Origin of the sequence: Acinetobacter sp. 197, assembly GCF_048148385.1 — a bacterium.
GTDB lineage: Bacteria > Pseudomonadota > Gammaproteobacteria > Pseudomonadales > Moraxellaceae > Acinetobacter > Acinetobacter pecorum.
This window is the reverse complement of the sequence record NZ_JAYWZK010000004.1, coordinates 24,060-49,030: the sequence shown is the minus strand read 5'-3', so window position 1 is coordinate 49,030 and position 24,971 is coordinate 24,060. Positions and strand designations below refer to the sequence as shown.

Genomic DNA, 24,971 nt, shown 5'->3' with positions numbered 1-24,971 from the left:
GGGAATTTATTCAATGTCTAATCGTCAAAGATTTGAAAATAAAGTTGTAATCGTGACCGGTGCCGCTCAGGGCATCGGGCGCGGTGTCGCGCTGCAAGTGGCGAGCGAAGGCGCTCAAGTCGTCATGGCTGATCTTTCCCCTTATGTGGAAGAAGTGTTGGCTGAAATTGAAGCGACTGGCGGTGATGCGATTACCGTCAAAGCCAATCTGGAAACGTTTGCCGGTGCTCAGTCAGTCGTTGAAAAAGCGCTAGAAACCTATGGTCGTGTCGATGCGCTCATCAATAACGTCGGTGGCGCGATCTGGATGAAACCTTTCGAGGAATTTTCTGAAGAGGAAATTATCAAGGAAGTGAACCGTTCGCTGTTTCCAACGCTGTGGTGTTGCCGTGCAGTTTTACCAGAAATGATTAAAAATCAGAAGGGTACCATTGTAAACGTATCTTCTATTGCCACACGCGGCATTAACCGTGTGCCATATTCGGCATCGAAAGGTGGCGTAAATGGCCTGACGGCTTCCCTTGCCTTTGAACATGCCAAAGATGGTATTCGCGTTAATGCAGTTGCAACGGGTGGCACCGAAGCACCTCCCCGTAAAGTACCACGCAATGCCAATCCACTGACTGAATCTGAACAAGAATGGATGCAGCAAGTGGTAGATCAGACCATTGACCGTACGTTTATGGGTCGCTACGGCACAATTCAGGAGCAAGTAAATGCCATTCTATTCCTGGCTTCCGATGAATCATCTTATATGACAGGTACCGTAGTACCGGTCGGTGGTGGAGATCAAGGCTAGTCCTGATCATCACGATTTTTGACAGGCTCATGGTTCGACGCAAGGAGGCACATTACCAATGAACACCCTGTTTCAGACATTAAAAAATGACTGGTCAATTTCAGCGACTGTTGCAGGATTTCTAGCAGTGCTGATTTCCTATTCAGGACCACTGATCATTTTTTTCCAGGCAGCGCAGCAAGCCCAGGTTTCCCCAGACATGATGATTTCATGGATTTGGGGAATTTCTATTGGTGCGGCGCTCGCAGGTATCTTTTTATCGATTAAATACAAAATACCTGTTGTCACCGCCTGGTCTGCGCCCGGAACGGCACTATTGGTCACGCTGTTTCCCGATATTTCGCTCAATGAAGCGGTTGCGGCCTATATCACCTCTGCTGTGGTGATTTTTCTCATTGGGATTACCGGTTATTTCGACAAATTGCTGTCCTGGATTCCCCAGGAAGTCGCTGCCGGAATGATGGCCGGAATTTTACTGCAGTTTGGTTTAGGACTGTTCACCGCGACCGATACCATGCCCTATATCGTCTTTGGCATGCTGGCGGTGTTTTTGCTGGCCAAGCGTTTCAGTCCACGTTATGCCATGGTCTGGGTGCTGGTTGCCGGTGTGATTTTAAGCATGCTGCTGGGCAAGATTAATCCGGTCACGGCAGATTTCAGTCTGGCAATTCCGCAATTTATTGCACCGGAATGGACTTGGAGTTCCACCCTGAATCTGGCCCTCCCGCTTATTCTGGTCAGTCTGTCGGGCCAGTTCTTACCAGGAATGGCCATTATCAAGATCAGTGGATATGACATGCCTGCCAAGCCAATTATCAGTGCAACCAGTATTGCCTCGCTCGCAGTAGCCTGTGTGGGGGGGATTACTATTGTATTGGCCTCTATTACGGCCGCATTGTGTTTAGGCAAAGACGCGCACGAGCTGAAAGAAAAGCGTTATATCGCGGGTGTGGCGAACGGGCTTTTTTATATTTTAGGCGGCCTGTTTGCCGGCAGCATTGTCATGCTGTTTAGCCTGATGCCGAAGGAATTAATTGCAGCTTTGGCAGGACTGGCCTTACTCGGAGCAATTGCCACTAACATCTCTATGGCGATGGGCAAAGAGTCGCAACGTGATGCCGCACTGATCACCTTTTTAGCAACTGCTTCCGGCATGCATTTCTTGGGGCTGAGTTCAGTCTTTTGGGGGATTTGTATTGGCCTGGTCGCACATTTTCTGCTGTCACAGAAAGACCGTAATGCTGTTCCGGTTGCAACATCAGATTCAAAACGAATTTAAAGACATCCATTAGTTTAGGGTATGTAAGGACCAGATTATGATAGATAAAAGTTCATTATCATTGAAAGAAGCACTCTCCCAGATCAAGGATGGTTCTACCATTATGATCGGCGGATTTGGGACAGCGGGTCAGCCTGCTGAACTGATTGATGGTCTGATCGAATTGGGAATCAAGGATCTTATTATTGTCAATAATAATGCTGGTAATGGCGACTATGGTCTGGCGAAACTGCTTAAAGCGGGCGCTGTGCGTAAAATTATCTGCTCTTTCCCGCGTCAGTCTGATTCCTGGGTATTTGACGAACTCTATCGTGCAGGCAAGATCGAACTGGAACTGGTGCCGCAAGGTAATCTGGCTTGCCGTATTCAGGCAGCAGGTATGGGCTTAGGTCCAATCTATACCCCAACCGGTTTTGGTACCTTGCTGGCTGAAGGCAAACCAACCTTGAACTATGAAGGCAAAGATTTTGTCCTGGAAAATCCGATTAAAGCTGACTTTGCTTTAATTAAGGCCCATCAGGGCGACCGTTGGGGCAATCTGGTCTACCGTAAATCTGCCCGTAACTTTGGCCCGATTATGGCGATGGCAGCTGATGTAACCATTGCACAGGTTTCTGAGGTGGTTGAACTGGGTGCACTGGATCCAGAGCACATCATTACCCCAGGAATTTTTGTTCAACACGTTGTTCAAGTTAAACCTGCACAGTAATCACGGATAAGGAGAAGATTCATGAGCTATAACAAACTGACCCGTGACCAGATCGCTGAACGTGTGGCACAAGACATTCCTGATGGTGCTTATGTGAACCTCGGTATTGGTTTACCAACCAAGATTTCAAGCTACCTGCCAAGCGACAAAGACGTATTCCTGCACTCTGAAAATGGCCTGCTGGCTTTCGGTCCTCCTCCTGCTGAAGAAGACCGCGATCCTGAGCTGATTAATGCCGGTAAAGAATTCGTGACCTTGCTCGAAGGTGGTTCTTTCTTCCATCATGGTGATTCATTCGCGATGATGCGTGGCGGTCACTTAGACATCGCGGTACTGGGCGCGTTCCAGGTGGCTGAAAATGGTGATTTGGCCAACTGGCATACTGGTGCTCCGGATGCGATTCCAGCAGTCGGCGGTGCGATGGATCTGGCTGTTGGTGCGAAAAAAGTCTTTATTACCACAGATCACGTGACCAAAAAAGGCGAGCCCAAAATCGTGGCTGAACTGTCTTATCCTGCGACTGGCCTGAAATGTGTCGACCGTATTTATACCGATCTTTGTGTGATTGATGTGACGCCTGAAGGTATGAAAGTGATTGAAAAAGTCGAAGGTCTGTCATTTGAAGAATTGCAGTCAATGACTGGTGCCAAACTGATTGATGCGACTCAATCAAATTAAGGGGAAGTCCCTCCTTTATTAAAGGAGGGATTTAGGGAGGATTTTTTGAAGAATAAAATTACTTCATTAAATCCCTCCCAACCTCCCTTTAAAAAGGGAGGAGTTTTCTTCTTTTAAATATGTGAGCAAATACACAATGAAAAACGCATATATTATCGATGCCATCCGTACTCCATTCGGTCGTTATGCCGGTGGCCTCGCGCCTGTCCGTGCAGATGACTTAGGTGCGCTGCCAATTAAAGCGTTGATGGAGCGCAATCCAAGTGTGAACTGGGAACAGGTCGATGACGTGATCTATGGCTGTGCCAATCAGGCCGGTGAAGACAACCGTAACGTCGGTCGTATGTCTTCTCTGCTTGCAGGCCTGCCTTATCAGGTGCCGGCAACGACCGTGAACCGCCTGTGTGGTTCATCGATGGATGCAGTTGCGATGGCAGCACGTGCGATTAAAGCGGGTGAAGCTAATCTGATTATTGCCGGTGGTGTAGAAAGCATGTCGCGTGCCCCATTCGTGATGGGCAAGTCAGAAACAGCGTATGGCCGTAGCCAGAAGATTGAAGACACCACCATGGGCTGGCGTTTTATCAATCCGAAACTGAAAGAAATGTACGGCGTAGAAACCATGCCGCAAACTGCTGAAAATCTGGCAGAACAGTTCAATATCAACCGTGAAGATCAGGACAAGTTTGCTCTGACCAGCCAGCAACGTACCGCAGCAGCGCAGGCCAATGGTTTCTTTGCCAAGGAAATCATTCCTGTGGTGATTCCGCAGCGTAAAGGCGATCCGATCGTTGTCGATACTGATGAACATCCGCGTGCCTCTACCACAGCAGAAGCTCTGGCGAAACTGAAACCTGTGGTGAAAGCAGAGGGGACTGTAACGGCGGGTAATGCTTCTGGTATTAACGATGGTGCGGCTGCCCTGCTGATTGCATCTGATGAAGCTGTTGCTCAGCATGGCTTAAAACCACGTGCCAAAATTATTGGCTCAACCGTTGTAGGTGTTGAACCACGAATCATGGGTTTTGGTCCAGCACCTGCCATCAAGAAATTACTGGTACAAACCGGTCTGACTTTAGAGCAGATGGATGTGATTGAGCTGAATGAAGCTTTTGCTGCTCAGGCACTGGCATGTACCCGTGACTTGGGTATCGAAGACGGTTCAGAGAAAGTCAATCCAAATGGTGGTGCGATTGCTTTGGGTCATCCACTCGGTGCTTCAGGTGCGCGTTTAGTGACGACTGCACTCAACCAGCTGGAACACACCGGTGGTCAATATGCGCTATGTTCAATGTGTATCGGTGTCGGTCAAGGCATCGCGTTGATTATTGAACGTGTTTAATCCTCATTAAAAGTCCCCCTTCTTGCACTTCAGCTTAAAGCAATGCTTAAGCCTTGCTCAGGGGGATTTAGGGGGATTTATAAGATTAAGGACTTAAAAAAATGCCAACATTTACATCCAACGATGCCCAGATCAATTACCAGACTTTTGGTGATGCCAGCAAACCCGCCCTGGTTTTTTCTAACTCATTGGGTACCAAATTCAGCATGTGGCAGCCACAAATTGAATTTTTCCAGCAAGACTATTTTGTCGTGTGTTATGACACTCGTGGTCATGGGGCTTCTTCTGCACCGCAAGGTCCGTATAGCCTGGAACAGTTAGGTCAGGATGTGGTCAATCTACTGGATCATCTGAATATCCAGAAAGCCGCTTTCTGTGGTATCTCGATGGGTGGGTTAACCGGGCAATGGTTAGCGATTAACAAACCTGAACGTTTTAACCACGTGATTATCTGCAATACTGCTGCCAAGATCGGTCAGGAACAGGCCTGGCTGGAACGTGCCGCACTGGTGCGTGAACAAGGCTTGGCTCCGATTGCATCGACTGCAGCATCACGCTGGTTTACCGGTCCCTTTATCAAGAGCAACGCAGCGAAAGTTGCAGAACTTTCAAACGACCTTGGAGCTGGCAGCCCGGAAGGTTATGCAAGTTGTTGCGAAGCTTTGGCTAAGGCGGATTTACGTGAACAGATCAAAACCATTTCTGTGCCGGTACTGATTGTGGCCGGTCAGCAAGATCCAGTGACGACAGTTGCAGATGGTCAAGCCATGCAAGCTGAAATTTCACAAAGCCAGCTGTTTGAAATCAATGCCTCGCACATTTCCAGTGTGGAGCAACCAGAAGTCTTTAATCAGGCAGTTCAGAAATTTATTGCAGCTTAAATAATAGATGCAAAGAAAAAGCCACTGTTGATCAGTGGCTTTTTTATGCTTAGATTTTGAAAAACTGGTTCAGCATCAAGCCCAGATCACTAAAATCGCTGCAATCACCACTAAGCCCAAACCCCAATGCTCGGTACGTGCCAGTTTTTCTTTAAAGAAATATGCCGAAATCAGCATACTAAACAGAATCTCAATTTGTCCCAAAGTTTTGACGACCGGCACACTCATCATGCTCATGGCAGTAAACCAGCCGAGTGATGCCATAAAACTGCACACACTCACTTTAAAAGTTAAGCCCAGACGTTGCCACATGGCCACTAAAGTCTGGCGACTGAATATGCTGAGATAGATCAGCATACTGATACACTGAAAACCGATCACCATTAACAACACCCAGGCCGCACGATGCAAGGTTGGCAAATTGCTTAATTCCAGACTGGCTTCGCGTACCAGAATTGAGGTAATGGCAAAACTTAAACCGCTGCCGATCCCGATCGCCAATGTTCTGGCTGAAAACCCGCTGACCTGTTGGCCTTTACTCAATAAAAATACCGCATATCCACCCAGCACCACACCGATCCAGGCCAGAAATGACAAATGATCCGCTAAAAAGGTCACGCCAATAATAGCTGCCAGAATGGCTTCACTTTTCGCCAACCCCACCCCCACCGCGTAATTTTTTTGCTTGAACAATTGTACCATCAGCGCCGTAGCTAAAATCTGACTGCAACCCGCAATTACTACATAGACCCAAAACCTGGGCGTGAAGTGAACCACACTTTCAACTGGCTTGAAATAATACAAGCTGCTCAGGTACAGCGCAGCAAATGGCAAGCCAAAAATAAAGCGTGCCAAGGTGACTCCCCACACATCAACCGTGGTACTGAGCTGTTTTTGAAAGGCGTTACGCCAAGCCTGCATAAATGCAGCCATTAAAGTGAAAAAAATCCAGCTGAATGCCATCTACTGATCGCTATTACCTCAAAAGTAAATTAATTCTATGCCTTAGTAAAAGCGCTGACTAATTAAAAATAGGATACTGGCCGATAGCGGAAAGTTTGGCTTATATTAAGGAACGAGTCGGCTAAATGAATACAATATGATCTGATAGCGATCTAAAAACGTGAAAATGGTACTAATTTTGCTTATCAAACCTAACCAGGCTGATAGATGTCATGTGGATTTATTTTATATGTTTAAAGTATGCAATCAGACCTAAAGTGCAATTGAACTCTTTTTTACTTTGCTCCAATATGAAATACAAAATAACAAGTATTCATCATTGAAGGCGAATACCCCCTGTACCAGATCGCCGGATGCTATCTCAGGTAAGGAATGAGAATGACCAGTTTAAATTATTATCAAACCATCTTTGATAAGGCGGGTGATGCTATTTTTGTGCATGATATCGGCAGTGTCGAATTCATGGACGTCAATGAAGCAGCTGAAAACCTCACCGGTTACAGCAAATCTGAATTAACCAGCATGAGTGTAGAAAAAATCAGTGCGCATAGCCATGGTTTTGATTTTTACCATGCCTTAAAAAAGGTGCAACAAGCTGCCAGTCATGAAGCAATTACATTTGAATGGATCATTCAGGCGCAGAATCAACGGCAGATTCCTGTTGAGGTTTGCCTGAAAACGGTCGAAATTGAGCATCAGCCCAAGCTACTGGCTTTGGTTCGCAACATTAGTGAAATCAAGAAATATCAGTATCAGCTGCAGTCTAAAGATCAGTATTTCAAGATGCTGCTGGAAAACTCGGGCGATGGCATCGCGATTCTGGACCTGCAAGGCAAACTACTGTATGCCAGCCCTTCTCTACAACGTATTTTGGGTTATCGTGACCGCTTTGTTTTAAATAAAAATGTGCTGAGTGTCATTCATCCGGATGACCGGATTAAAGTCCGGCAACTGTTATTTAAAAAACCGGCTGAACAGTCGATTGGAGTGCTGCATTACAAAATTATGCACCATAATGGTAAGTGGCGGCACCATGAAGCAACCTATCGCAACCTGCTCGACCATCCGGATATTCAGGGAATCCTGATCAATTACCGCGATATTAGCGAACGGATTGAAGCAGAAGAAATGGCGCGGGCTCGGGAACGTCAGTTAGGCCATATGTCACGCTGCAAAACCATGGGTGAACTTGCGACCGCACTGGCACATGAACTGAATCAGCCCTTAGCTGCACTCAATAATTATGTCGGTGGCAGCATTATCCGTATTCAAAACGGCCTAGCCAATACCACTGAAACGCTGGATGCCATGAATGCCGCACTGGATCAGACCAAAAGGGTCAACCAGATTATTCACAGTATGCGCAGCTTTTTGCGCAAAGGCGAAGCCAATTTTCAGGTACATTCCCTCAATAAATTGATTCAGGACCTGCATCCCCTGATTGGACTGAAAGCCGATCAGGGCGGCTGTACCATTCATTATGAGCTGAGTGTGACACCGGTTTCTATCTCTGCTGATGAAACCCTGTTTAGCCAGGTCATCATTAATCTGGTCTTTAATGCGGTGGATGCGTTACAACGCAATCCTGAAGGTCAACGTGATATCTATATCCGGACCTGGCAGCACAACCAGCATGCCCGAATTGCCATTGCAGACAATGGTCCGGGACTGCAAGGACAAAATCCGGAACAGCTGTTCGAGTCTTTTTATTCGAGCAAGAAAGACAGCATGGGGATCGGATTGACTTTATCGCGTAGCATTATTGAAAACCATCAGGGTTATTTATGGGTCTGCCAGGGTGAATCCGGCGCAATTTTTAATATTTCATTATCTGCACAGGAGCGTGCTAAATGTATTTAAATAATTCTCATGTTCCCGAGCCTATTGTCTACGTCATTGATGACGATCAGGATATCCGAAACTCGCTGACCTGGTTGCTGGACTCCGTACAGTTAGAAACTAAAACATTTAGCAGTGCGACCGAATTTTTAAATTATCCACGGCCGAATACTCCAGCCTGCCTGATTCTGGATATCCGCATGCGTGGCATGAGTGGATTACAATTACAGCAACAGCTCAATCAGCAGAAAGCCTATATTCCGATCATTTTCATGACCGGTCATGGTGATATTCCGATGTCGGTAAATGCCATGAAAGCCGGCGCTTTTGATTTTCTGGAAAAACCGTTTAATCCGCAGCATATGCTGAACCAGATTCAAGCCTGCCTGCAACAGGCAGAACAGGACTTTGTCGCAGGTGAAAATCGCAAACAGCAATTGCTGAAACTGAAATCCTTGTCACCACGAGAAAACGAAATTATCAATTTGCTGGTCGATGGCCTGTCCAGTAAACATATCGCGCAGATGCTGAATATCAGTCATAAGACAGTTGAAATTCATCGCACTCATATCCGTCAGAAACTGGGGACAGAGTCGATTGCCCAGATTGTCAATATGGTGCTGATGTGCCGGGAAAAAAGCATGCAGGCGATGGGTTAACCATCGCCTGATCATTTTATTCAGCTTAACTTAGAAAAAGCGGTCGAAGTGAATCTGTTGTTGTGGAATACCCGCCTGATGCGCCATCTGTTCAATGGATTTTACCATCGGCGGTGGCCCGGCACAGTAAATCTCATGCTCAGGTAATTGCTCGCCCAGCACATCATTAATTACATCATGAATGAAACCGGAACGGATGCCGTCTATCAGTTCTGCAGACGTGGCAGGCACGTAATTGAGACGCTCACCTAATTCGGTCCAGTCCCTGAGCTGATTTTCGGTCAACAAATCGCGCTGTTCACGTCCACCGTGGAAGAACCAGACCTTATGATGTTGCAAGCGCGGATTGGCCGCCACACCACGCGCAATCGCCAGCATTGGCGCAAGACCCGAACCACCTGCAACACAGACAATCGGACGTGGCTGTTCCTGCAAATGCGCCAGACCATAAGGCCCATCAATCTGAATCACGGCATCTTGTCGTTGTTGCTCATCAAACAGCAAATTGGTCATCTTGCCATCCGGCACACGGCGAATCTGGAACACCCACAGCCCTTCGTCATTAGGCAAGTTCGACATCGAATAGGCACGCAGCAATTCCTGATTTACCCAGAGCAGCGCATATTGCCCTGGAATAAATTGGGCTGGTTCATCCGACTGTAAATGAATTTCTAAAATATCATGGGTAATCGCTTGCACATGCTTGAGCTTCACGGCTTGCTGTTTTGGCAAAATTTTAGGCGTGCATTGTTCGTCTAAACGAACCTTGATCACACAGTCCGATTTTGGCCGACACTGGCAAGCCAATACACGTCCCTTACGTTTATCGCGATCAGACAACCCAGGTGCGTCTGCCCACAGATTTTCCACCTCACCTGACAACACTTCAATTTTACAGGTGCCGCAGCCACCGGCATTGCATTCATAAGGCAAGCCTAAACCTTCACGCAAACCGCCGCGCAGCAGAACATCGTCTGCTGCACATTGAAATTGACCCTGTCCTTCAATCTGGATTCTATACATAGCACGTTACTCCACCAAATAGACCTGACCATCACGTATAAATGAGGTGTAGGTTTTAAGCGGAATACTGCAGGGTGCACCACACGGCTCACCGGTCTTGATATCGAAGGCGCCGGCATGGAACGGACATTCCACTTCGCAGCCATCAACTTCACCATCAGCCAAAGATGCATCCCCATGGGTACAGGTATCATCGGTAACATAGAATCCACCATCTTCCAGATGAAACACCGCGAGTGGTGGATAACCGTCGATAATGACCTGTAAGCCTTCCCCCTGTTCAATATCCGAGGTGAGGCAAAGAAATTTTTCAGCAATATTGTTCACTTGAATATTCATGCGCTCAACTCCTCAATCGGCGAATCTGTCGCTTCAGGCCCCAAGGTGTGATAACCGCCATCGGCATGGATGGTGCTACCGGTAAGCAATTTGGCTTTGGGACTGCATAACAGGCTTAAAGCTTCTGCCACCTCTTCGGCATCGGCAATACGACCTAGCACATGGAAACGACCCGCAACACGATCGGTTTTCGGACGGTCATTGCCTGAAATCATCTGCATTGGCACAGACCAGGTCCAGCCCAAAGACAAGGCATGCACGCGGATACCATCAGTGGCTAAATCGAGTGCCATACTTTTGGTTAGCTGTTCCAGTGTGGCCTTTGATGCCGGATAAACCCAGCGCTCTTTTTGGGCAATACGGGCACTGACACTACTGATATTGATCACTGCAGCATCTGAACTCGCTTTCAGTAATGGGCGGCAGGCCTGTACCAAGGCAGCATGACCAAATACCGTGACATTGAAGGTATTTTGCCAATCTTGACGTGTCGATTGTGAACCATGATCTTCATACAGACAGGCCAGATTCACCAGAATATCCACTTGTGTCAGCTTGCCCACCAACGCCTGAATGCTGTCATCACTGGCCAGATCCAGATATTCATAGCGACTTTGGGTTTCATTCGAGACCTGTTGGCCTTGTTCGTGATTAATATCAGCAATAATGACGTTGGCACCTAGGCCTTTTAATTCTTTAACCACTGCTTGACCAATGTGAGTCGCCCCCCCAGTGACCAGAACCACTTTATTGTTCAGATCGGTCATGAAGCCTCCTTATATTGTGGCCATTCACTAAACTGTCCTTTGCAGAACAGCAATGGACGCTGATTGCTGTGACGGCATTGCTCAATTTTTCCAAGGAAAATCTGGTGATCGCCGGCTTCAATCTGCTTTTCATTTTTGCAAACAAACTGCACCACACACCCTTCCAATACGGGCGCTTTAGACTGTTCAATATTCCACACACCGTGCTGGAATTTATCGGCAATCGGCTTGGCAAAGTTCAGACCAACGTCCTGCTGGTCTGCTCCCAGAATATTGATGGCAAAGTATTCTGCATTTTCAAAAACCGTACGACTTGGTGAATGATTCACCAGACTCCATAGCACCAGCGCAGGATCTAATGACACGGAACTAAATGAATTAATAGTCAGTCCGACAGGTTGTTGCTGTTGATCCAGACAGGTGACAATCGCAACACCGGTGGCAAAACCGCCGAAGGCCTGCCGAAGCGCTTTCGCTTCAGCCAGGTCAACTTCCTGCCACAGTACTTCAGGCAGCTGCATAATTAAACTCCTTACGTGACAGATATCTTTTTGCGCCTTCCGCACCATCGACTGCTGGCCAGAAACCACGTGGATGGTTGAAGTGTCCCATGAAATCATCGGCAATAGCCCGGTTTTGAGATGCAGCACCCAAGACCTGAAGCAGGCTTTCACTTGGCGGATTCAGCAACAGGTTGGTAAATTCAGTGGTATAGCGACCTGAATATTCCCAGAATTCATCAAAGACTTGCGTCATCCATTCGGCAGTAAAGGCTTCATCGCCATGCGCCAGAATGGCCTGCAGATAATGCTCGACCATACGGGTGGCATTATTGGCGCCCTGACCAGCAATCGGGTCATTGACCATTACTGTGTCGCCAATACCCCAAATCGGAGCACCATTTTCTAAAGTTGCAACCGGATAACGAACTTCTGGACGGAATGCGCCTTTCAGCCAGGCATTCGGATCACTCAGTTCCATGTTATCGACCATACGGAAGCTCTGGTCTGGCGTCACTTTGGCTACTGCTTCTTTCATACGTTGCAGCATTTCGTCACCGCTAGTCACATCATCAAAAATGTCCATTGGGCCGTTTGGCACGCATTCAAACAGGAAGCTACGGCATGGGCCATGAGTATGACTATAGAACGGCATACTGAAATATTCACCTGCACCGGCAACAAAGTTGAAGTGTAAGGTTTGCGAGGGCTGGCCCTGCCAGCTATCTGGACCACATAGATCATCACCGACCACCAAAGCTGCTGCCAATTTACGTGGCGGTGCCTGATGCACTGAACGTTCTTCATTGCGTTTAAATAGACTGGTGATATTGCCCTTGCCCGCCGCAAGAATCGTTAAATCATTTTCAGCAGAGATGATTTCCAAATCTTCAGGTGTCACATTCTGGATTACTAGTTTGCCGCCACGGCGTGGATATTCTTCTAGCCAGCGGTGGTATTTGGTACGCTGGTCCATGGCAATGCCTTTATTTTCATGCAGGAAACCGGTCAAAGGCAATGCAACCGTACCATCTGGCGCACGGAAGTCGACATGAATCGCCTCTCCATGATGTGCCTTGCCATCCCAGAAATTCAGGCCCAGTTTGCGTTCCACTTCCAAGGTATTGGCGAAGAACATGGTAGTACTGACCATACGGCCATGTAACAGTTCTTCAGCTGGACGATCGACATATACAGTAACGTCATATTTTTTTTCTAGTAATGAGAATGCCAGTAATAAACCTGCCTGCCCACCACCAATAATTGCGATTTTTCTCATCTCTTGAATTCCTCTTTAGGCCGTGTCTGATGCAGCAGCTATCGTTATATTTGCGCTTATGTTGTCGGATACGGCTGATTAAAAGTCAGGTTTAATTCCACCCGGTCAAATTTCCACTCACCTTCTTCATCACAGTGAACAGTGGCTTGATAAAATCCGCCTAGGCAGCTGGTAGTGGCCTGCTGACCTTTCTCGGACAGATTACAAACTTCCCAGAGCATCCAGCTGACATTGGCATGATGCTGATCCAGCACTTCGATATCCGGCATGGCCATAATGTGCAGGCTCCACAGCACCTGCGCTTCAGCAATGCCAGACAGCGCATCCAGAATGTTTTGCCGACCTTGATATTCGCCAAAACCATTCGCACACCAGACCGCATCGTCATGAAACAGATGCTGCATAATGGCTGGGTTGTTTCGCTGGTCCGCTGCGGTTGCATAGCGGCCGACCAGGCTGCGAATGGCTTCGCAGCTTTCCAGGTAGTGCAAACGGGTTTCCAGATTGTGCTGGCTCATATTCAATTCCTTTAAACGTTGACCACGTCACCAGTTTCATAGACAAAGCGGGTTTCTTCAAAGGCATATGGCACACCAACTGAACCTTTATATAGTTCGATATGCGGCGCGATTTCTGCAAAGCTCAGGCTGAGCCAGTACAGCTTGTGCAGCTCTTCCGGCAATGAGCCCAATGGATATTGATCTAATGCCGCCAGCAGGTTACGCATTTCCGGCAGAATCGCATCATAAAATGCCTGCAGCTCTTCTTTGGTGGAGTTCAGACGGGCTAGATGACGCTGTTTAGAGGTTCCAAGTGCCCACTTCGCGACAAAAGGTTCCAGAGCAGCAAAGTCAGCCGGCAATTGTGAAATGATATTTGACATGTGCATTCTCCTTATGCGCGATTCAGGTATTGTTCAAGAACGTGGTAGCCATGACGAATCAGGATTTCTTCATCCTGTAAATGCATGACTTTCTTGGCTTTAGATTCCAGTGCTTCCTGGGTGTCTTCCATGGTTGCAGTATCTTCTAACCAGGCATTACGCTGCAGTACCTGAGCAAATTCCTGTGCCCAGCGCTCTGAATAAGTTTTCGCTTTAGGCAGGTAGTAACGGCCTTCCCAACGGGTTTTGTTGTGACCGACTGGCCAGAACTGGTGGGTAAACCATACGCCTTCTGTCACATGCACCAGAATGTTCGGGAAAATGACAGAAAGCTCGAATGAAAAATCATCACGGTCATTTGGATTCACTGACTTCGGTAACTGCGTACGTTCGTAGTGATTGACCAGTGATGCTCCGGTAATTTCCCCGGAAAGCGCCGCAGCCGGTTTCGGATTGGCATTTTTGGTGAGGCAGACCGCACAGGTACGGTGATCGCCAAACAGTTGTACTTCTTGCAGGCCAGAGGCAAAGACATTCGGGAATGAACCGGCATGAATGGTGGCTACGTGATAAGCCTCCGCAAAGGCATCATGCGCGACTTTCCAGTTACAGTTCAGTACCGTGTTATAGGCAAAGCATTCTTCCATTTCATGGAAGGGATAACCGCCTAAATGTGTACCCATGCCGCCCAGGAATTCTTCTACACCTTGAGTGCCTTCATTATCCAGATTCACAAAGATAAAGCCTTCCCAGACTTCAGTACGTACGGGTGCCAGACCGTTATGGCCTTTGTCAAAGCAGGAGGTAAATTTTTCTTCTTCTGGTACGCTGACCAGATCACCTTTGGCATCATAGACCCAGCCATGGAAACGGCAGGTCACAACTGCAGCTTTGTTTGACCCGAAAGTTTCGTTGTCGGTTTCTACTACAACCTTGTTGCCCCGATGCGAACAGATGTTGTGAAAGCCGCGGATTTCGCCGTCTTTGCCATGCATAAGAATCACGGAAGTTTTAGCAAAATCCAAACGTTTGACCTTGTAATCGCCTTTCTTTGGAATTTCTTCGACACGACCGACTTTTAGCCAGACTTTAGAAAATACCTTGTCGATTTCTTCCTGATAGATTTCCGGTGAAATACATGGCTCGGTTGGAATAGGTTCAATACCGAGTTCAGGATAAAGTTCGCCCCAACGGAGTTTAGAATTACTGTTCATATGACATTCCTGTTCAAGTTTCTAAGTTATTTATTTTCAACAGGCAGTGGCGTGGCGCCACTGCAGCTGTTGTTAAATCCAGTTTTGATTAAAGTTGATAGTGTTCGCGCACCAGATCTGCGATGCCGAGCTTTTCCAGAATTGGCATTGGACACAGGAACGTGGCGCGTACCATACCCGGCAGACGGCTGATTTCAATCGAACCGGTAATGGTGCAGCGGTTCATCACTTCGTCATAGCTCAGACCCGTAGTTTTAGCCGCGCGATTCAGTGCATTTTCAGTCGCATCATTCAGGTTTTTACCGGTACCCATAAAGGTGATTGGACCGCTTTCTTCAATTTCGGTCTGGCCCCAGCGTTCGCCGAGTGCTTTCACTTTCTCTTTTTCTTCTTTGGTAAATGGACGGGCCATCGGTGGAAGATCATCTGCTGCCTGTAGCAGGATTGGACCATCAATGGTCAGACCTTTAATTACTTCAACTTGCAGTTCTGTTTCACCAGACACGTCCGTGGCATGACCGGCAATTTCGCCATTGCCTTGCTGTGCATGCATGTCGCCCATGTACACACCGGCGCCTGGCACTTTAACCGGACAGATCAAGATACAACCCGGACGGATTGAGTTGGTATCCATATGGCCATCGGTTTTTGCTGCAAGCAGTTCTTCTTCCGTCATGCCAAATTTGTGCGGTGCATTAATCAGGTACTGACCAAAGTCATGACAGTTATGTGAGTCAGGTAGATCACGTGATGGCGTGGTTCCGATGTTGCCAAGGAATGGACGCATATGCGCTGCGACTCCCGGCATATCGGCACGAGCAAGCGACAGGATTGAGTGTTGAGCTGCATGTTCAGGTAGTGCAGACAGTTCATTGGCATTGCCGGCAAGTTTGTTGGCAATCTCCTGATTGACCGTCAAACTCACTTTGTTTTCTTCATCCAGCACGATCACATAACCGTGTGAAAACTCAAAAGCACTGACTTCTGCATCACAGTTTTTGCAACGGATGGCATCTTCACCAATGCCTTCAACATAGCTTGCCGGCTGTTCTGTACCACATGCGCTACAGTATTTCGCCACAAACGGGTCGCCGTGGTAACGTCCTTCAACGAAGCTCATCACCCCTGAAGATGTCGCAATCGAAGTCACTTTCATTTTTTTGATTTTAAGTGCAACCGCATCACCGACTTCTGCACCTTTAATAAACACAGGCAATGTCACTTCATGACCACCCTGGAATGCAGGGGTAATCATTGGACCCCAACAGCCCGGAGGCGTACCGGTTTTTAAGGTTCCGCCATTTTTCAGTGGGCCAAGCATGCGTTGGCTTGGACCGACAATACCGCCCGAAAATTCATTGACCAGCAGATAGTCCACTGCGTTGGTGCTGCCTGCTGCATAGTCTTGGTTTTCAATCTTCATCGTATTACCCCTATAGTTTTAAATAACTGTCTGTTTAAAATGGAACTGTGATATCAAGTGCGAATTTCTGACCTTCTGGTCGGTTTTCTACATCAAATTCTTTCTGGTATTTGGCGGCAACTGCGACACCTTTAGAAAATTGGTAGCGCACTTGCGGACCGATACTGGCTGCTTTTGCCTTGAAATCGCCTAGCACGGCCCCTTCACCGGAGTCACCTTCAAGCTGGCGATGTACATAACCACCTAGACCGACCGCTAATGGTCCCATGTGCTTGGCAACGATATAATCCACATGCAAGGCATTACCTGACTCATAACTGGTGTCTTTGTTTTCAAAGTTGATGTCATACATCCACTTAGTGCTGACTTCGATGCCTTGCTGGTTCAGATAAGTTGCGGAAACAATCGGTTGAATGGTGTAGTAGTTACGCCCAATATTGGCGAGGCGGTTTTTGTTATATGAACCGATTGGGATATAGAAATCGACACCCGTTGCCACATGCCAGTCACCTTTGTGCCAGCCCAGCAGGAATGGATCGATAATCACATCACCCAGTGCAGTTTTTTCATCTTGTCCACCGCCCAAAGTGATGTCCGCATTGGCATAAACCAGAAATGCATGCATACCCCACGTTGCACCTAGAAAGGTCTTGTCGCTGACATACACACCACGCGCGACGGTGGCAAAGGTATCCAGTTTGAAATCATCAAATACCGGATGATCATTTTTGAATTTGTCTGCTGAATAGAACTGGTTGTAGCTCACTAAGTAAGTACCTGGAGGTGGCATTGCACCCCCTAGGAAACTTTCTGTGCCATCTGGATAGGCACTACCACCATTTTCAGCTGCAAATGCGAACGGTGCACAGCTGATCAGGCTTGTGGTGAATACCACTGATTTCAGATATTTGCTTAGCATTTACAGCTTTCCCCTAGTCTTCAAAGTTTATTTGCAGGGCTTTTGAAGCCTCAAGCGTATGACTTAATCTAGACCTGAAACATGGCAGGGAAATATAAGGACGAATCTGTGTTTAGATAGGTAAAACCTGAAGATGGCTAGCTGAAACTGCGCAATACTCTAGGTGTTTGTCTGGAGAAAATTTAGCTAAATGGCACATTGCTATAGGTGAAACCACCTATAAAACAGTCAGAAAATGGCCATTCTTTGGGAAAAATTTTGGAATATAAAAATGTGCCTGATGGCCTTTCATTCCGCTTTTAACAATCCGGATAATCCTTTCGCATCGGGATAAAATGGATTCCATGTTCTTCCGTGTATTTTCCCGTTTCCACAAAACCAAAGCACTTGTAAATATCCAAGGCATAAAGACTGGATTTTACCGTAATACTTGAATGGCCTTGACAGCGGATTTTGCTTTCTAAAAAGCGCCACATTTGCCGGCCATAACCCTGCCCCTGATAGGCTTGGTTCAGGAAAAAATGCATGAAGTGTGCAGGTTCCATATAAGCAACGACACCTATCACCTGATGATCGATTTCTGCCACAAAATAATGAATGTCCGGACGCTCAAAAATGGTCTGGATCATCTCAGGCTGAAAGCGCTGGCGACCCTCTTCTGAACTGATTACGGCATCGACAAAGGGTGCAATCACATCGACAATGGCACAAGTATCCTGAATAGTGGCTTTTCTGATTTTCATGTTTTTTTAAATTCCTCTTTATTAGCTTGTCCACATTAAAAAGTTTTTATTCTTAAAAGTTAGCTGCTATGGCTGTTCTTGAATGGACTTCCCCAAATTTAAAAACCGGTCTGAATATTCGGTAATATCCTTCTCTGCGCCTTGTCCGTATTTTCAAGACGGCAACTCACTCTATTTAAAAATCCATTTATTTAAAAGCTTGTTTAACTATACTTTTCTGATTAAAACCAAGCTTCATTTAATATCAGGCAGCCTGTCTTTACAATTCATCCATATAGAATTTTCGATGAAATTTTTATGATATTTCTTTATCAGGAAGAAATTTAGGTAGGCATTCTGAACTTTTCTTGGTGTTCATCAAAGATAAACATTTGAGGTCGTTCGCTTCCCTGCAGGGAGTTTAATGAAACATTTTGAATGTGCTGTCTGCAAGCAACAGCTGTTTTTTTACAAATCAGTTTGTGATCATTGTCTGTCACCGATCGGTTATGTTGCTTCGGAAAAAGATCTGTGTGCCTTCGAAAAACAGAGTGCTGAACGATGGGTGCCAATTGCCAAGAACTACCAGCATACCAGCTATAAACCCTGTCATAATTACGTTCAATATCAAGTATGTAACTGGATGATTCCCAGCGATGAGGACGAGGAGTTTTGTGAATCCTGTCAGCTCACCCATGTCATTCCTGATCTGGAAAATTCCGAGAACCTGATTTACTGGTTTCGGCTGGAAGAAGCCAAACGCCGTTTCCTGTATTTGGCTCAGCGCATGAACATGATGCCACGGCCTAAAAAGTCAGAGGATGATCCATTTGGTCTGCGATTTGATTTCCTGCTTCCTCAGGAAGACCAACCTGTTTTAATTGGTCATGCCAACGGGATCATTACCTTAAATGCAATTGAGGCTGATGTGGTTTATCGGGAAACTACACGCGTGAATATGGGTGAAAACTACCGGACGCTATTAGGTCATTTTCGTCATGAAAGCGGACATTATTATTTTGCCATCATGCAGCATATGCACCCAGAGCTGCTCGATGAATTCCGCCATTATTTTGGGGATGAACGGCAAAACTATGGCAAAGCACTTGAACGCCATTATAACAAAGGTGCGCCGATCAACTGGCAGGAAAAGTACATCAGTGCTTATGCTACAGCCCATCCCTGGGAAGACTGGGCAGAAACCTGGGCGCATTATCTGCATATGATGGAAACCCTGGAAACTGCCTATTATGGTGGTCTTCGTGTTGAGGGCAATGGCAGTTATCTGGCCAGCATGAATTTTAAAGAATGCCCGATTGGTGGGCAGGACTTTGAACATATCCTTAAAAACTGGATTACCCTGACTTTTAATCTGAATGCCTTAAACCGTTGTATGGGCCTGGAAGATGCCTACCCGTTCAAGTTGAACGAAACAGTTAAAGACAAGCTACGATTTATTCACCGGCATGTGCTGGAAAAAGTCTTCAAATAGCCTGACCACATACCTGTAAACCTAAATTTTTCGTTCCATATAACTCATATTACAAAGCCCGTAGTAAATGACGGGCTTTGTTTTGAAATCACTATAATTAAACCAATTAAGCCGTTTTCATTGAACCGGTTTCTTCAAACTGGGCATGCCAGGACAAAGCTTCATTTAACAAATGCGGTGTTTGCCCACCATGCGCACAGGCGCGCTCAAAGTAATCATTCAGACTTTTACGATAATCGGGATGAGCACAAATATCGATAATCTTGCGGGCACGTTCACGTGGTGCCAATCCGCGCAGATCGGCCAAACCTTGCTCTGTTACCAGAATATCCACGTCATGGTCAGTATGATCTGTATGGCTCACCAGTGGAACCACAGACGAAATCGCACCACCTTTGGCATAGGATTTAGTCACAAAGATCGCAATATGTGCATGACGGGTAAAATCACCTGAGCCGCCAATACCATTCATCATCTTGGTGCCAGCGACATGGGTTGAATTCACATTCCCGTAAATATCAAACTCCAGTGCGGTATTGATTGCAATTATACCCAGACGGCGAATCAGCTCAGGATTATTGGATAATTCCTGTGGACGTAACACAATTTTATCTTTGTACTGATCAAAATTCTTCATCACCCGTGCCGCACACTCATCGCTCAGGGTCATGGAACAACCAGAAGCAAAGGTCATTTTTCCTGAATCGATAAGCTGGAAAGTACAGTCTTGCAGGACTTCAGAATACATTTCCAGATGGTTGAAATTAGAATGTTCAAAACCTGCAAATACGGCATTTGCCACGGAACCTACTCCGGACTGCAGCGGCCCCAGATTTTCAGGTAACCGCCCTGCGGCGACTTCATTTTCAAAGAATTGAATTAAGTGGCTGGCAATCGCCAGTGTTTCTTCATCCGGCTCATCCATTGCGAAAGAAGTATCCGGAATCTCATTAATGACAATCGCAGCAATTTTTTCAGGTGCAACATGGATTCCGATTGTACCTATCTTGTCACTGGCTTGCGTCAAAGGAATCGGACCACGGTTTGGACGGGTTTTAGGCAAATAAATATCATGTACGCCTTCTAGCACCGGATTAACTGTTGTATCAATTTCAACAATGACCCGATCTGCCATTTCGATGAAATTCGCCGAGTTTCCACAAGAACCGGTCGGAATAATCTGGCCATCTTCAGTAATGGCCGTTGCGGCAATTATAGCTACATTAATCGCCGGCAGGTTTTTATGACGGATATTGTCTGCCAGTTCAGAAAGATGCTGATCAATATACATCACTTCACCATTATTGATGGCCTGACGTAAAGAAGGATCAGCCTGATAAGGATAACGGCGGGTTATAACGTTGGCTTCATTCAGTTTCCCATCAATCCGGTTCCCCAGACTTGCACCTGTCGCCAAGGTAATACGGATCGGATGCTGCCGGGCATATTCAGCCAATGCCAAAGGCACAGTTTTCGCTTCACCGGCGCCGCCAAACCCGCTCAAACCAATTACATCACCATCTTGAATCAATTGTAGTGCTTTTTCTACAGGAACTACTTTATCTTGTAATGCGAGCAAACGAATACGCTCTAAACCGTTCATAAAAATTCTCAAAAATTAAAAATAAAGAGACACCTGCTCCTGGCGTACCAGAAGCATTGTGGTCTAATTCAAAAAATATTTAAGTTTGCTACTTTGAGCATATGATCATGCAATTATGAAAAGACTTAAATCAGTTCTACTGCAATCGCTGTTGCTTCCCCACCGCCAATACACAGTGCTGCAATGCCTTTCTTGCCACCAGTACGCATTAAGGCATGAATCAAGCTCACAATAATTCGGGAACCGGAAGAACCTAGGGGATGACCAAGCGCACAGGCACCGCCATTGACGTTCACTTTTGCTGGATCAAGTTTAAAAGCATCTATTGCTAACATGGTCACCATGGCAAAAGCTTCATTGATTTCCCAAAGATCAACCTCCTGAGCATCCCAACCCGTTTTTTTCAGGACTTTTTCAATCGCACCCACTGGTGCAATGGTGAATTCTGATGGATGCTGCGAATGGCTGGCATAGGCCACAATATTAGCCAGCGGCTTTAAGTTGCGCTGCGCGGCAATTTCACTCGAGGTAATCACCAGTGCCGAAGCACCATCAGAAATGGAGCTGGCATTTGCCGCAGTAATTGTTCCATCCTTTTTGAAAGCTGGACGTAAGGTTGGAATTTTGTCAGCCTTGGCATTTAAAGGCTGTTCATCCTGTTCTACCACGACATCGCCTTTACGGCTACTGACAGTGACCGGTACGATTTCATCTTTAAAGAAACCTTGCTGCACCGCTGTCACGGCTTTATTTAATGAGCCAATCGCATAGGCATCCTGCTGCTCACGGGTATAGCCCTTTTTATCTGCCATTTCCTGAGCAAGGATTCCCATCGACAGACCTGTTTCCGCATCTTCCAGACCTTCCTGGAACATATGGTCAATGACTTTTCCATGCCCCATACGGAATCCGGCCCGTGCCTTGTCCATTAAATAGGGTGCGTTTGACATGGATTCCATACCACCTGCAACCACAATCTCTGCTGAACCGGCCTTGATTGCGTCTGCTGCTTGCATCACCGCCTTCATGCCTGAACCACAAATTTTATTAATCGTGGTCGCCCCGGTGGAATCCGGTAGACCCGCCTGACGCATGGCCTGACGTGCCGGACCCTGTTTTAAACCGGCAGGAAGAACGCAGCCCATAATCACTTCATCAATATCATTGGCTGCCAGACCTGCACGCGCTACCGCTTCCTTGATCGCTACAGCACCCAAATCTGGTGCCGTACAGCTTGAAAGTGAGCCTTGAAAACCGCCCATTGCGGTACGTACAGCTTCTACAATTACAATCATTCTAATCTCATCCTTTAACATCATTGTTATCAACACTGCAAAGTAATAGCTCTACAGTGTTCGTCCTTCGCAATATTTGCGGGTTTAGGCCTGTGCAGTGAAATATTCTTCTGGCAATTGCATCACCAGCTCCGCACCTGCCTGAATACGTTGAATTCTCGCACTCAAATCCGGGAGTACTTTAGCAATATAGTAATTTGCCAGTACCAGCTTGTTCTTGAAATAGCTTTCTTCTTTGGTAACCGCCGCTTTGCTGATACGTGCATACATATAGACAAAGCTCAGCAGACCTACAGCATGCAGATAATCAACAGCAATGGAGTTGGCGAAATCAGGATTCTGCTGAGACTGCTCGACGATAAATCTGGTGATGTCTTCAAGTTGCTGGCAGGTTTCCAAGGTGGCAGCTTTAACTGCTAATGCATCATCCAGGCCTTGGGCAAATTCACGGATTTCAGCAATATATTCTGCGATATAAGCCCCATTACATTTGGTGGTTTTACGGCCAATCAGGTCAATTGCCTGCACGCCATTGGTGCCTTCATAAATCTGTGAAATACGCAGGTCACGAATACACTGTTCCATGCCCCATTCACGGATATAGCCATGACCACCAAAGCACATTTGTGATTCCAGTGCAGAATCCAAGGCCTTGTCGGTCAAATAAGCTTTGGCGATTGGCGTTAATAGCGCCACACGGTCAGTTGCTTTACGCACCGCTTCAGGATCGGTTGAGTATTTGGTGATATCCAGCTGTTGACCTACATACACCGCGAAAGCACGTGAAGCTTCATTGTTAGCACGTACATTGAGCAGCATACGGCGTACATCGCCATGGACCAGAATTGAATCGGCTGGTTTTTCTGGAGATTTTGCACCAGTTGATGCACGGCCCTGTAAACGGTCCGTCGCATATTGTGCCGCATTCTGGTAGGCAAATTCTGCTGCACCAATGCCCTGAATTCCCATAGATAAACGTTCGTAGTTCATCATCACGAACATGCCGGCCAGACCTTCATTTTCATTGCCAACCATATAGCCTTTGGCGCCGTCAAAGTTCATGACGCAGGTCGCCGAGCCTTTAATTCCCATTTTATGTTCGATTGAACCGGCAGATACTGCATTACGCGCACCCAGTGATCCATCTGCATTGACCAGGAATTTCGGTACAATAAACAGGGAAATACCACGTGAACCTGCTGGTGCATTCGGAGTTTTTGCCAGCACCAGATGAATGATATTTTCACTCAGATCATGCTCACCGCTGGTAATAAAAATTTTGGTGCCGGTAATATTGTATGAACCATCTTCATTCGGTTCAGCTTTAGTCTTGATAATGCCAAGATCTGTGCCGGAATGTGGTTCAGTCAGGCACATGGTGCCCGACCATTCACCCGTATAGAATTTTGGTAAATAGGTTTCTTTCTGTTCCTGGGATGCACGGTCATTGATGGCCATACCTGCACCCACCGTTAATAGCGGGTAAAGCATGAAAGATGGATTGGTGCTCCAGATCATTTCATCCGCCAGAACCGTGAGCATCTTCGGCATGTTTTGTCCGCCCCATTCTTCAGGAGCACCCAAGCCTACCCAGCCACCTTCGGCAAACTGTCTGAACGCTTCTTTAAAACCTTTGGGTGTCGTCACCACCCCATTGTTAAACTGAGCACCACCCTCTTCATCTGCAGGACGATTCAGATCCAGAATGACATTTTTTGAAAATTTTGCCATTTCTTCCAGAACCGCATTTGCAGTCGCCATATCGAGATGTGCAAGATTTTCGTTACCTTGCCAAAATTGTTCAGCCTGAAATACATCATTTAAAATAAATTCCATGTCTTTCAGCGGCGCATTATAAATCGGCATTTTCAACTTCCTAAAATGGTGATACTCAATCCTGTTGCCAGGTATTTTCTGATTTTGATTAGATTTACTGCAGACAATTGCAAAATCCTGATATCAAATTCATTCAACAGTGAATAATAAAGTGACTCATAAAACTGCTTTGAAACTCACATCTTCTTGTCCAGTATAATCTACTGAATATGTCAGCTTAATATTGCTCTGTATTCTGCGCAAAACCCTGATGAATGCGGGCTTAATACCGTCAAAGGATTTAGCTTGGTGCGCTGAAACAATAAAATAAATATACTGGAAATGGAATTTTATTTAGCAAAGTTGATCTCTAGGGTTCAATTTTCTTGACAATATTTTGAGCTTGTCACCCTGCCTATTTTTATTTGCCAGCAGTTGCTGCATAAATATACAAAATAAGATAAATATCACGACCTTAGTTTTATAGTAATCACGTGCAAAATTGCATATTCTTGGAAGGTTGTTTTTCAAAAAGTATGGACCAAGAA

24 protein-coding genes are annotated in these 24,971 nt (G+C 46.4%); 9 read left to right on the top strand and 15 right to left on the bottom strand.

Annotation, left to right across the window (positions count from 1 at the left end; all coding sequences use genetic code 11):
• Nucleotides 1-13: 13 nt before the first annotated feature.
• The 6 genes from benD (at nt 14) to pcaD (ending at nt 5,688) form a co-directional block, all read left to right on the top strand.
• Nucleotides 14-799, top strand: coding sequence for a benzoate diol dehydrogenase BenD (benD, locus tag VXQ11_RS05435; protein WP_262737472.1), 786 nt, complete (start codon nt 14-16; stop codon nt 797-799).
• Between the two features lie 58 nt (nt 800-857).
• Nucleotides 858-2,078: a benzoate/H(+) symporter BenE gene (gene benE, locus VXQ11_RS05430; RefSeq protein WP_064096714.1), complete on the top strand. Its 1,221-nt coding sequence runs from the start codon at nt 858-860 to the stop codon at nt 2,076-2,078.
• Between the two features lie 37 nt (nt 2,079-2,115).
• Entirely contained in the window at nt 2,116-2,787 is a 672-nt protein-coding gene (locus VXQ11_RS05425; RefSeq protein WP_086044785.1) for a 3-oxoacid CoA-transferase subunit A, read from the top strand.
• Nucleotides 2,788-2,808: 21 nt separating this feature from the next.
• Complete coding sequence (locus VXQ11_RS05420; RefSeq protein WP_416705588.1) at nt 2,809-3,465, top strand: 3-oxoacid CoA-transferase subunit B; 657 nt, start codon at nt 2,809-2,811, stop codon at nt 3,463-3,465.
• A gap of 136 nt (nt 3,466-3,601) precedes the next feature.
• Nucleotides 3,602-4,807 (top strand): 3-oxoadipyl-CoA thiolase, encoded by a 1,206-nt coding sequence (gene pcaF, locus VXQ11_RS05415; RefSeq protein WP_416705587.1) that lies wholly within the window; start codon nt 3,602-3,604, stop codon nt 4,805-4,807.
• A gap of 101 nt (nt 4,808-4,908) precedes the next feature.
• A complete protein-coding gene (gene pcaD / locus VXQ11_RS05410) occupies nt 4,909-5,688 on the top strand; it encodes a 3-oxoadipate enol-lactonase (protein WP_064102910.1) in 780 nt (259 codons plus the stop codon).
• Nucleotides 5,689-5,763: 75 nt separating this feature from the next.
• On the opposite strand, the gene VXQ11_RS05405 is transcribed toward pcaD, so the two are convergent.
• Nucleotides 5,764-6,651 carry a DMT family transporter gene (locus VXQ11_RS05405; protein ID WP_064096709.1) on the bottom strand — a complete coding sequence of 296 codons (888 nt, stop codon included), beginning with the start codon at nt 6,649-6,651 and terminating at the stop codon, nt 5,764-5,766.
• Between the two features lie 378 nt (nt 6,652-7,029).
• On the opposite strand from VXQ11_RS05405, the gene VXQ11_RS05400 reads away from it, so the two are divergent.
• On the top strand, nt 7,030-8,511 hold the full coding sequence (locus tag VXQ11_RS05400; protein WP_081408825.1) for a PAS domain S-box protein: 1,482 nt from the start codon (nt 7,030-7,032) through the stop codon (nt 8,509-8,511).
• The gene (locus VXQ11_RS05395) at nt 8,502-9,149 is read left to right on the top strand and encodes a response regulator transcription factor (RefSeq protein ID WP_416705586.1); all 648 of its coding nucleotides are present in this window, start codon (nt 8,502-8,504) and stop codon (nt 9,147-9,149) included. The genes VXQ11_RS05400 and VXQ11_RS05395 overlap by 10 nt, the downstream gene beginning before the upstream one ends.
• A gap of 30 nt (nt 9,150-9,179) precedes the next feature.
• Here VXQ11_RS05395 and VXQ11_RS05390 read toward each other — a convergent pair whose 3' ends face one another.
• The 11 genes from VXQ11_RS05390 to VXQ11_RS05340 all read right to left on the bottom strand — a co-directional run bounded on the left by VXQ11_RS05390 (nt 9,180) and on the right by VXQ11_RS05340 (nt 18,239).
• The gene (locus VXQ11_RS05390; protein ID WP_416705585.1) at nt 9,180-10,172 is read right to left on the bottom strand and encodes a 2Fe-2S iron-sulfur cluster-binding protein; all 993 of its coding nucleotides are present in this window, start codon (nt 10,170-10,172) and stop codon (nt 9,180-9,182) included.
• Nucleotides 10,173-10,178: 6 nt separating this feature from the next.
• The gene (locus VXQ11_RS05385; protein ID WP_416705584.1) at nt 10,179-10,511 is read right to left on the bottom strand and encodes a non-heme iron oxygenase ferredoxin subunit; all 333 of its coding nucleotides are present in this window, start codon (nt 10,509-10,511) and stop codon (nt 10,179-10,181) included.
• Entirely contained in the window at nt 10,508-11,278 is a 771-nt protein-coding gene (locus VXQ11_RS05380; protein WP_416705583.1) for an SDR family oxidoreductase, read from the bottom strand. Before VXQ11_RS05380 ends, VXQ11_RS05385 begins: the two co-directional genes overlap by 4 nt.
• Nucleotides 11,275-11,799, bottom strand: a complete 525-nt coding sequence (locus VXQ11_RS05375; RefSeq protein WP_416680287.1) for a flavin reductase family protein — start codon at nt 11,797-11,799, stop codon at nt 11,275-11,277. The genes VXQ11_RS05380 and VXQ11_RS05375 overlap by 4 nt, the downstream gene beginning before the upstream one ends.
• On the bottom strand, nt 11,786-13,057 hold the full coding sequence (locus VXQ11_RS05370; RefSeq protein ID WP_416705582.1) for a styrene monooxygenase/indole monooxygenase family protein: 1,272 nt from the start codon (nt 13,055-13,057) through the stop codon (nt 11,786-11,788). The genes VXQ11_RS05375 and VXQ11_RS05370 overlap by 14 nt, the downstream gene beginning before the upstream one ends.
• 56 nt (nt 13,058-13,113) lie before the next feature.
• The gene (locus VXQ11_RS05365; RefSeq protein WP_416705581.1) at nt 13,114-13,575 is read right to left on the bottom strand and encodes a nuclear transport factor 2 family protein; all 462 of its coding nucleotides are present in this window, start codon (nt 13,573-13,575) and stop codon (nt 13,114-13,116) included.
• A gap of 11 nt (nt 13,576-13,586) precedes the next feature.
• Nucleotides 13,587-13,940: a hypothetical protein gene (locus tag VXQ11_RS05360; RefSeq protein ID WP_416705580.1), complete on the bottom strand. Its 354-nt coding sequence runs from the start codon at nt 13,938-13,940 to the stop codon at nt 13,587-13,589.
• 11 nt (nt 13,941-13,951) lie between these two features.
• Complete coding sequence (locus VXQ11_RS05355) at nt 13,952-15,154, bottom strand: aromatic ring-hydroxylating oxygenase subunit alpha (RefSeq protein ID WP_064096700.1); 1,203 nt, start codon at nt 15,152-15,154, stop codon at nt 13,952-13,954.
• Nucleotides 15,155-15,242: 88 nt separating this feature from the next.
• Nucleotides 15,243-16,577: an acetamidase/formamidase family protein gene (locus VXQ11_RS05350; RefSeq protein WP_416705579.1), complete on the bottom strand. Its 1,335-nt coding sequence runs from the start codon at nt 16,575-16,577 to the stop codon at nt 15,243-15,245.
• Between the two features lie 34 nt (nt 16,578-16,611).
• Nucleotides 16,612-17,496, bottom strand: a complete 885-nt coding sequence (locus VXQ11_RS05345; protein WP_416680294.1) for a SphA family protein — start codon at nt 17,494-17,496, stop codon at nt 16,612-16,614.
• A 299-nt stretch (nt 17,497-17,795) separates the two neighbouring features.
• The gene (locus tag VXQ11_RS05340) at nt 17,796-18,239 is read right to left on the bottom strand and encodes a GNAT family N-acetyltransferase (protein WP_416705578.1); all 444 of its coding nucleotides are present in this window, start codon (nt 18,237-18,239) and stop codon (nt 17,796-17,798) included.
• Between the two features lie 403 nt (nt 18,240-18,642).
• Between VXQ11_RS05340 and VXQ11_RS05335 the strand changes: the two genes are divergently transcribed.
• Complete coding sequence (locus VXQ11_RS05335) at nt 18,643-19,710, top strand: zinc-binding metallopeptidase family protein (protein WP_312209466.1); 1,068 nt, start codon at nt 18,643-18,645, stop codon at nt 19,708-19,710.
• A 106-nt stretch (nt 19,711-19,816) separates the two neighbouring features.
• Here VXQ11_RS05335 and VXQ11_RS05330 read toward each other — a convergent pair whose 3' ends face one another.
• The 3 genes from VXQ11_RS05330 to VXQ11_RS05320 all read right to left on the bottom strand — a co-directional run bounded on the left by VXQ11_RS05330 (nt 19,817) and on the right by VXQ11_RS05320 (nt 24,474).
• The gene (locus VXQ11_RS05330; protein ID WP_416705577.1) at nt 19,817-21,313 is read right to left on the bottom strand and encodes a succinate CoA transferase; all 1,497 of its coding nucleotides are present in this window, start codon (nt 21,311-21,313) and stop codon (nt 19,817-19,819) included.
• A gap of 125 nt (nt 21,314-21,438) precedes the next feature.
• Nucleotides 21,439-22,614 carry a thiolase family protein gene (locus VXQ11_RS05325; protein WP_416705678.1) on the bottom strand — a complete coding sequence of 392 codons (1,176 nt, stop codon included), beginning with the start codon at nt 22,612-22,614 and terminating at the stop codon, nt 21,439-21,441.
• 78 nt (nt 22,615-22,692) lie between these two features.
• The gene (locus tag VXQ11_RS05320) at nt 22,693-24,474 is read right to left on the bottom strand and encodes an acyl-CoA dehydrogenase C-terminal domain-containing protein (RefSeq protein WP_416705576.1); all 1,782 of its coding nucleotides are present in this window, start codon (nt 24,472-24,474) and stop codon (nt 22,693-22,695) included.
• Nucleotides 24,475-24,971: the final 497 nt, after the last annotated feature.

Excerpts from the sequence above, each read along its gene's own strand:
- benD (WP_262737472.1), top strand. The coding sequence starts at position 14 with ATGTCTAATCGTCAAAGATTTGAAAATAAAGTTGTAATCGTGACCGGT.
- benE (WP_064096714.1), top strand. The coding sequence starts at position 858 with ATGAACACCCTGTTTCAGACATTAAAAAATGACTGGTCAATTTCAGCG.
- VXQ11_RS05425 (WP_086044785.1), top strand. The coding sequence starts at position 2,116 with ATGATAGATAAAAGTTCATTATCATTGAAAGAAGCACTCTCCCAGATC.
- VXQ11_RS05420 (WP_416705588.1), top strand. The coding sequence starts at position 2,809 with ATGAGCTATAACAAACTGACCCGTGACCAGATCGCTGAACGTGTGGCA.
- pcaF (WP_416705587.1), top strand. The coding sequence starts at position 3,602 with ATGAAAAACGCATATATTATCGATGCCATCCGTACTCCATTCGGTCGT.
- pcaD (WP_064102910.1), top strand. The coding sequence starts at position 4,909 with ATGCCAACATTTACATCCAACGATGCCCAGATCAATTACCAGACTTTT.
- VXQ11_RS05405 (WP_064096709.1), bottom strand. The coding sequence starts at position 6,651 with ATGGCATTCAGCTGGATTTTTTTCACTTTAATGGCTGCATTTATGCAG.
- VXQ11_RS05400 (WP_081408825.1), top strand. The coding sequence starts at position 7,030 with ATGACCAGTTTAAATTATTATCAAACCATCTTTGATAAGGCGGGTGAT.
- VXQ11_RS05395 (WP_416705586.1), top strand. The coding sequence starts at position 8,502 with ATGTATTTAAATAATTCTCATGTTCCCGAGCCTATTGTCTACGTCATT.
- VXQ11_RS05390 (WP_416705585.1), bottom strand. The coding sequence starts at position 10,172 with ATGTATAGAATCCAGATTGAAGGACAGGGTCAATTTCAATGTGCAGCA.
- VXQ11_RS05385 (WP_416705584.1), bottom strand. The coding sequence starts at position 10,511 with ATGAATATTCAAGTGAACAATATTGCTGAAAAATTTCTTTGCCTCACC.
- VXQ11_RS05380 (WP_416705583.1), bottom strand. The coding sequence starts at position 11,278 with ATGACCGATCTGAACAATAAAGTGGTTCTGGTCACTGGGGGGGCGACT.
- VXQ11_RS05375 (WP_416680287.1), bottom strand. The coding sequence starts at position 11,799 with ATGCAGCTGCCTGAAGTACTGTGGCAGGAAGTTGACCTGGCTGAAGCG.
- VXQ11_RS05370 (WP_416705582.1), bottom strand. The coding sequence starts at position 13,057 with ATGAGAAAAATCGCAATTATTGGTGGTGGGCAGGCAGGTTTATTACTG.
- VXQ11_RS05365 (WP_416705581.1), bottom strand. The coding sequence starts at position 13,575 with ATGAGCCAGCACAATCTGGAAACCCGTTTGCACTACCTGGAAAGCTGC.
- VXQ11_RS05360 (WP_416705580.1), bottom strand. The coding sequence starts at position 13,940 with ATGTCAAATATCATTTCACAATTGCCGGCTGACTTTGCTGCTCTGGAA.
- VXQ11_RS05355 (WP_064096700.1), bottom strand. The coding sequence starts at position 15,154 with ATGAACAGTAATTCTAAACTCCGTTGGGGCGAACTTTATCCTGAACTC.
- VXQ11_RS05350 (WP_416705579.1), bottom strand. The coding sequence starts at position 16,577 with ATGAAGATTGAAAACCAAGACTATGCAGCAGGCAGCACCAACGCAGTG.
- VXQ11_RS05345 (WP_416680294.1), bottom strand. The coding sequence starts at position 17,496 with ATGCTAAGCAAATATCTGAAATCAGTGGTATTCACCACAAGCCTGATC.
- VXQ11_RS05340 (WP_416705578.1), bottom strand. The coding sequence starts at position 18,239 with ATGAAAATCAGAAAAGCCACTATTCAGGATACTTGTGCCATTGTCGAT.
- VXQ11_RS05335 (WP_312209466.1), top strand. The coding sequence starts at position 18,643 with ATGAAACATTTTGAATGTGCTGTCTGCAAGCAACAGCTGTTTTTTTAC.
- VXQ11_RS05330 (WP_416705577.1), bottom strand. The coding sequence starts at position 21,313 with ATGAACGGTTTAGAGCGTATTCGTTTGCTCGCATTACAAGATAAAGTA.
- VXQ11_RS05320 (WP_416705576.1), bottom strand. The coding sequence starts at position 24,474 with ATGCCGATTTATAATGCGCCGCTGAAAGACATGGAATTTATTTTAAAT.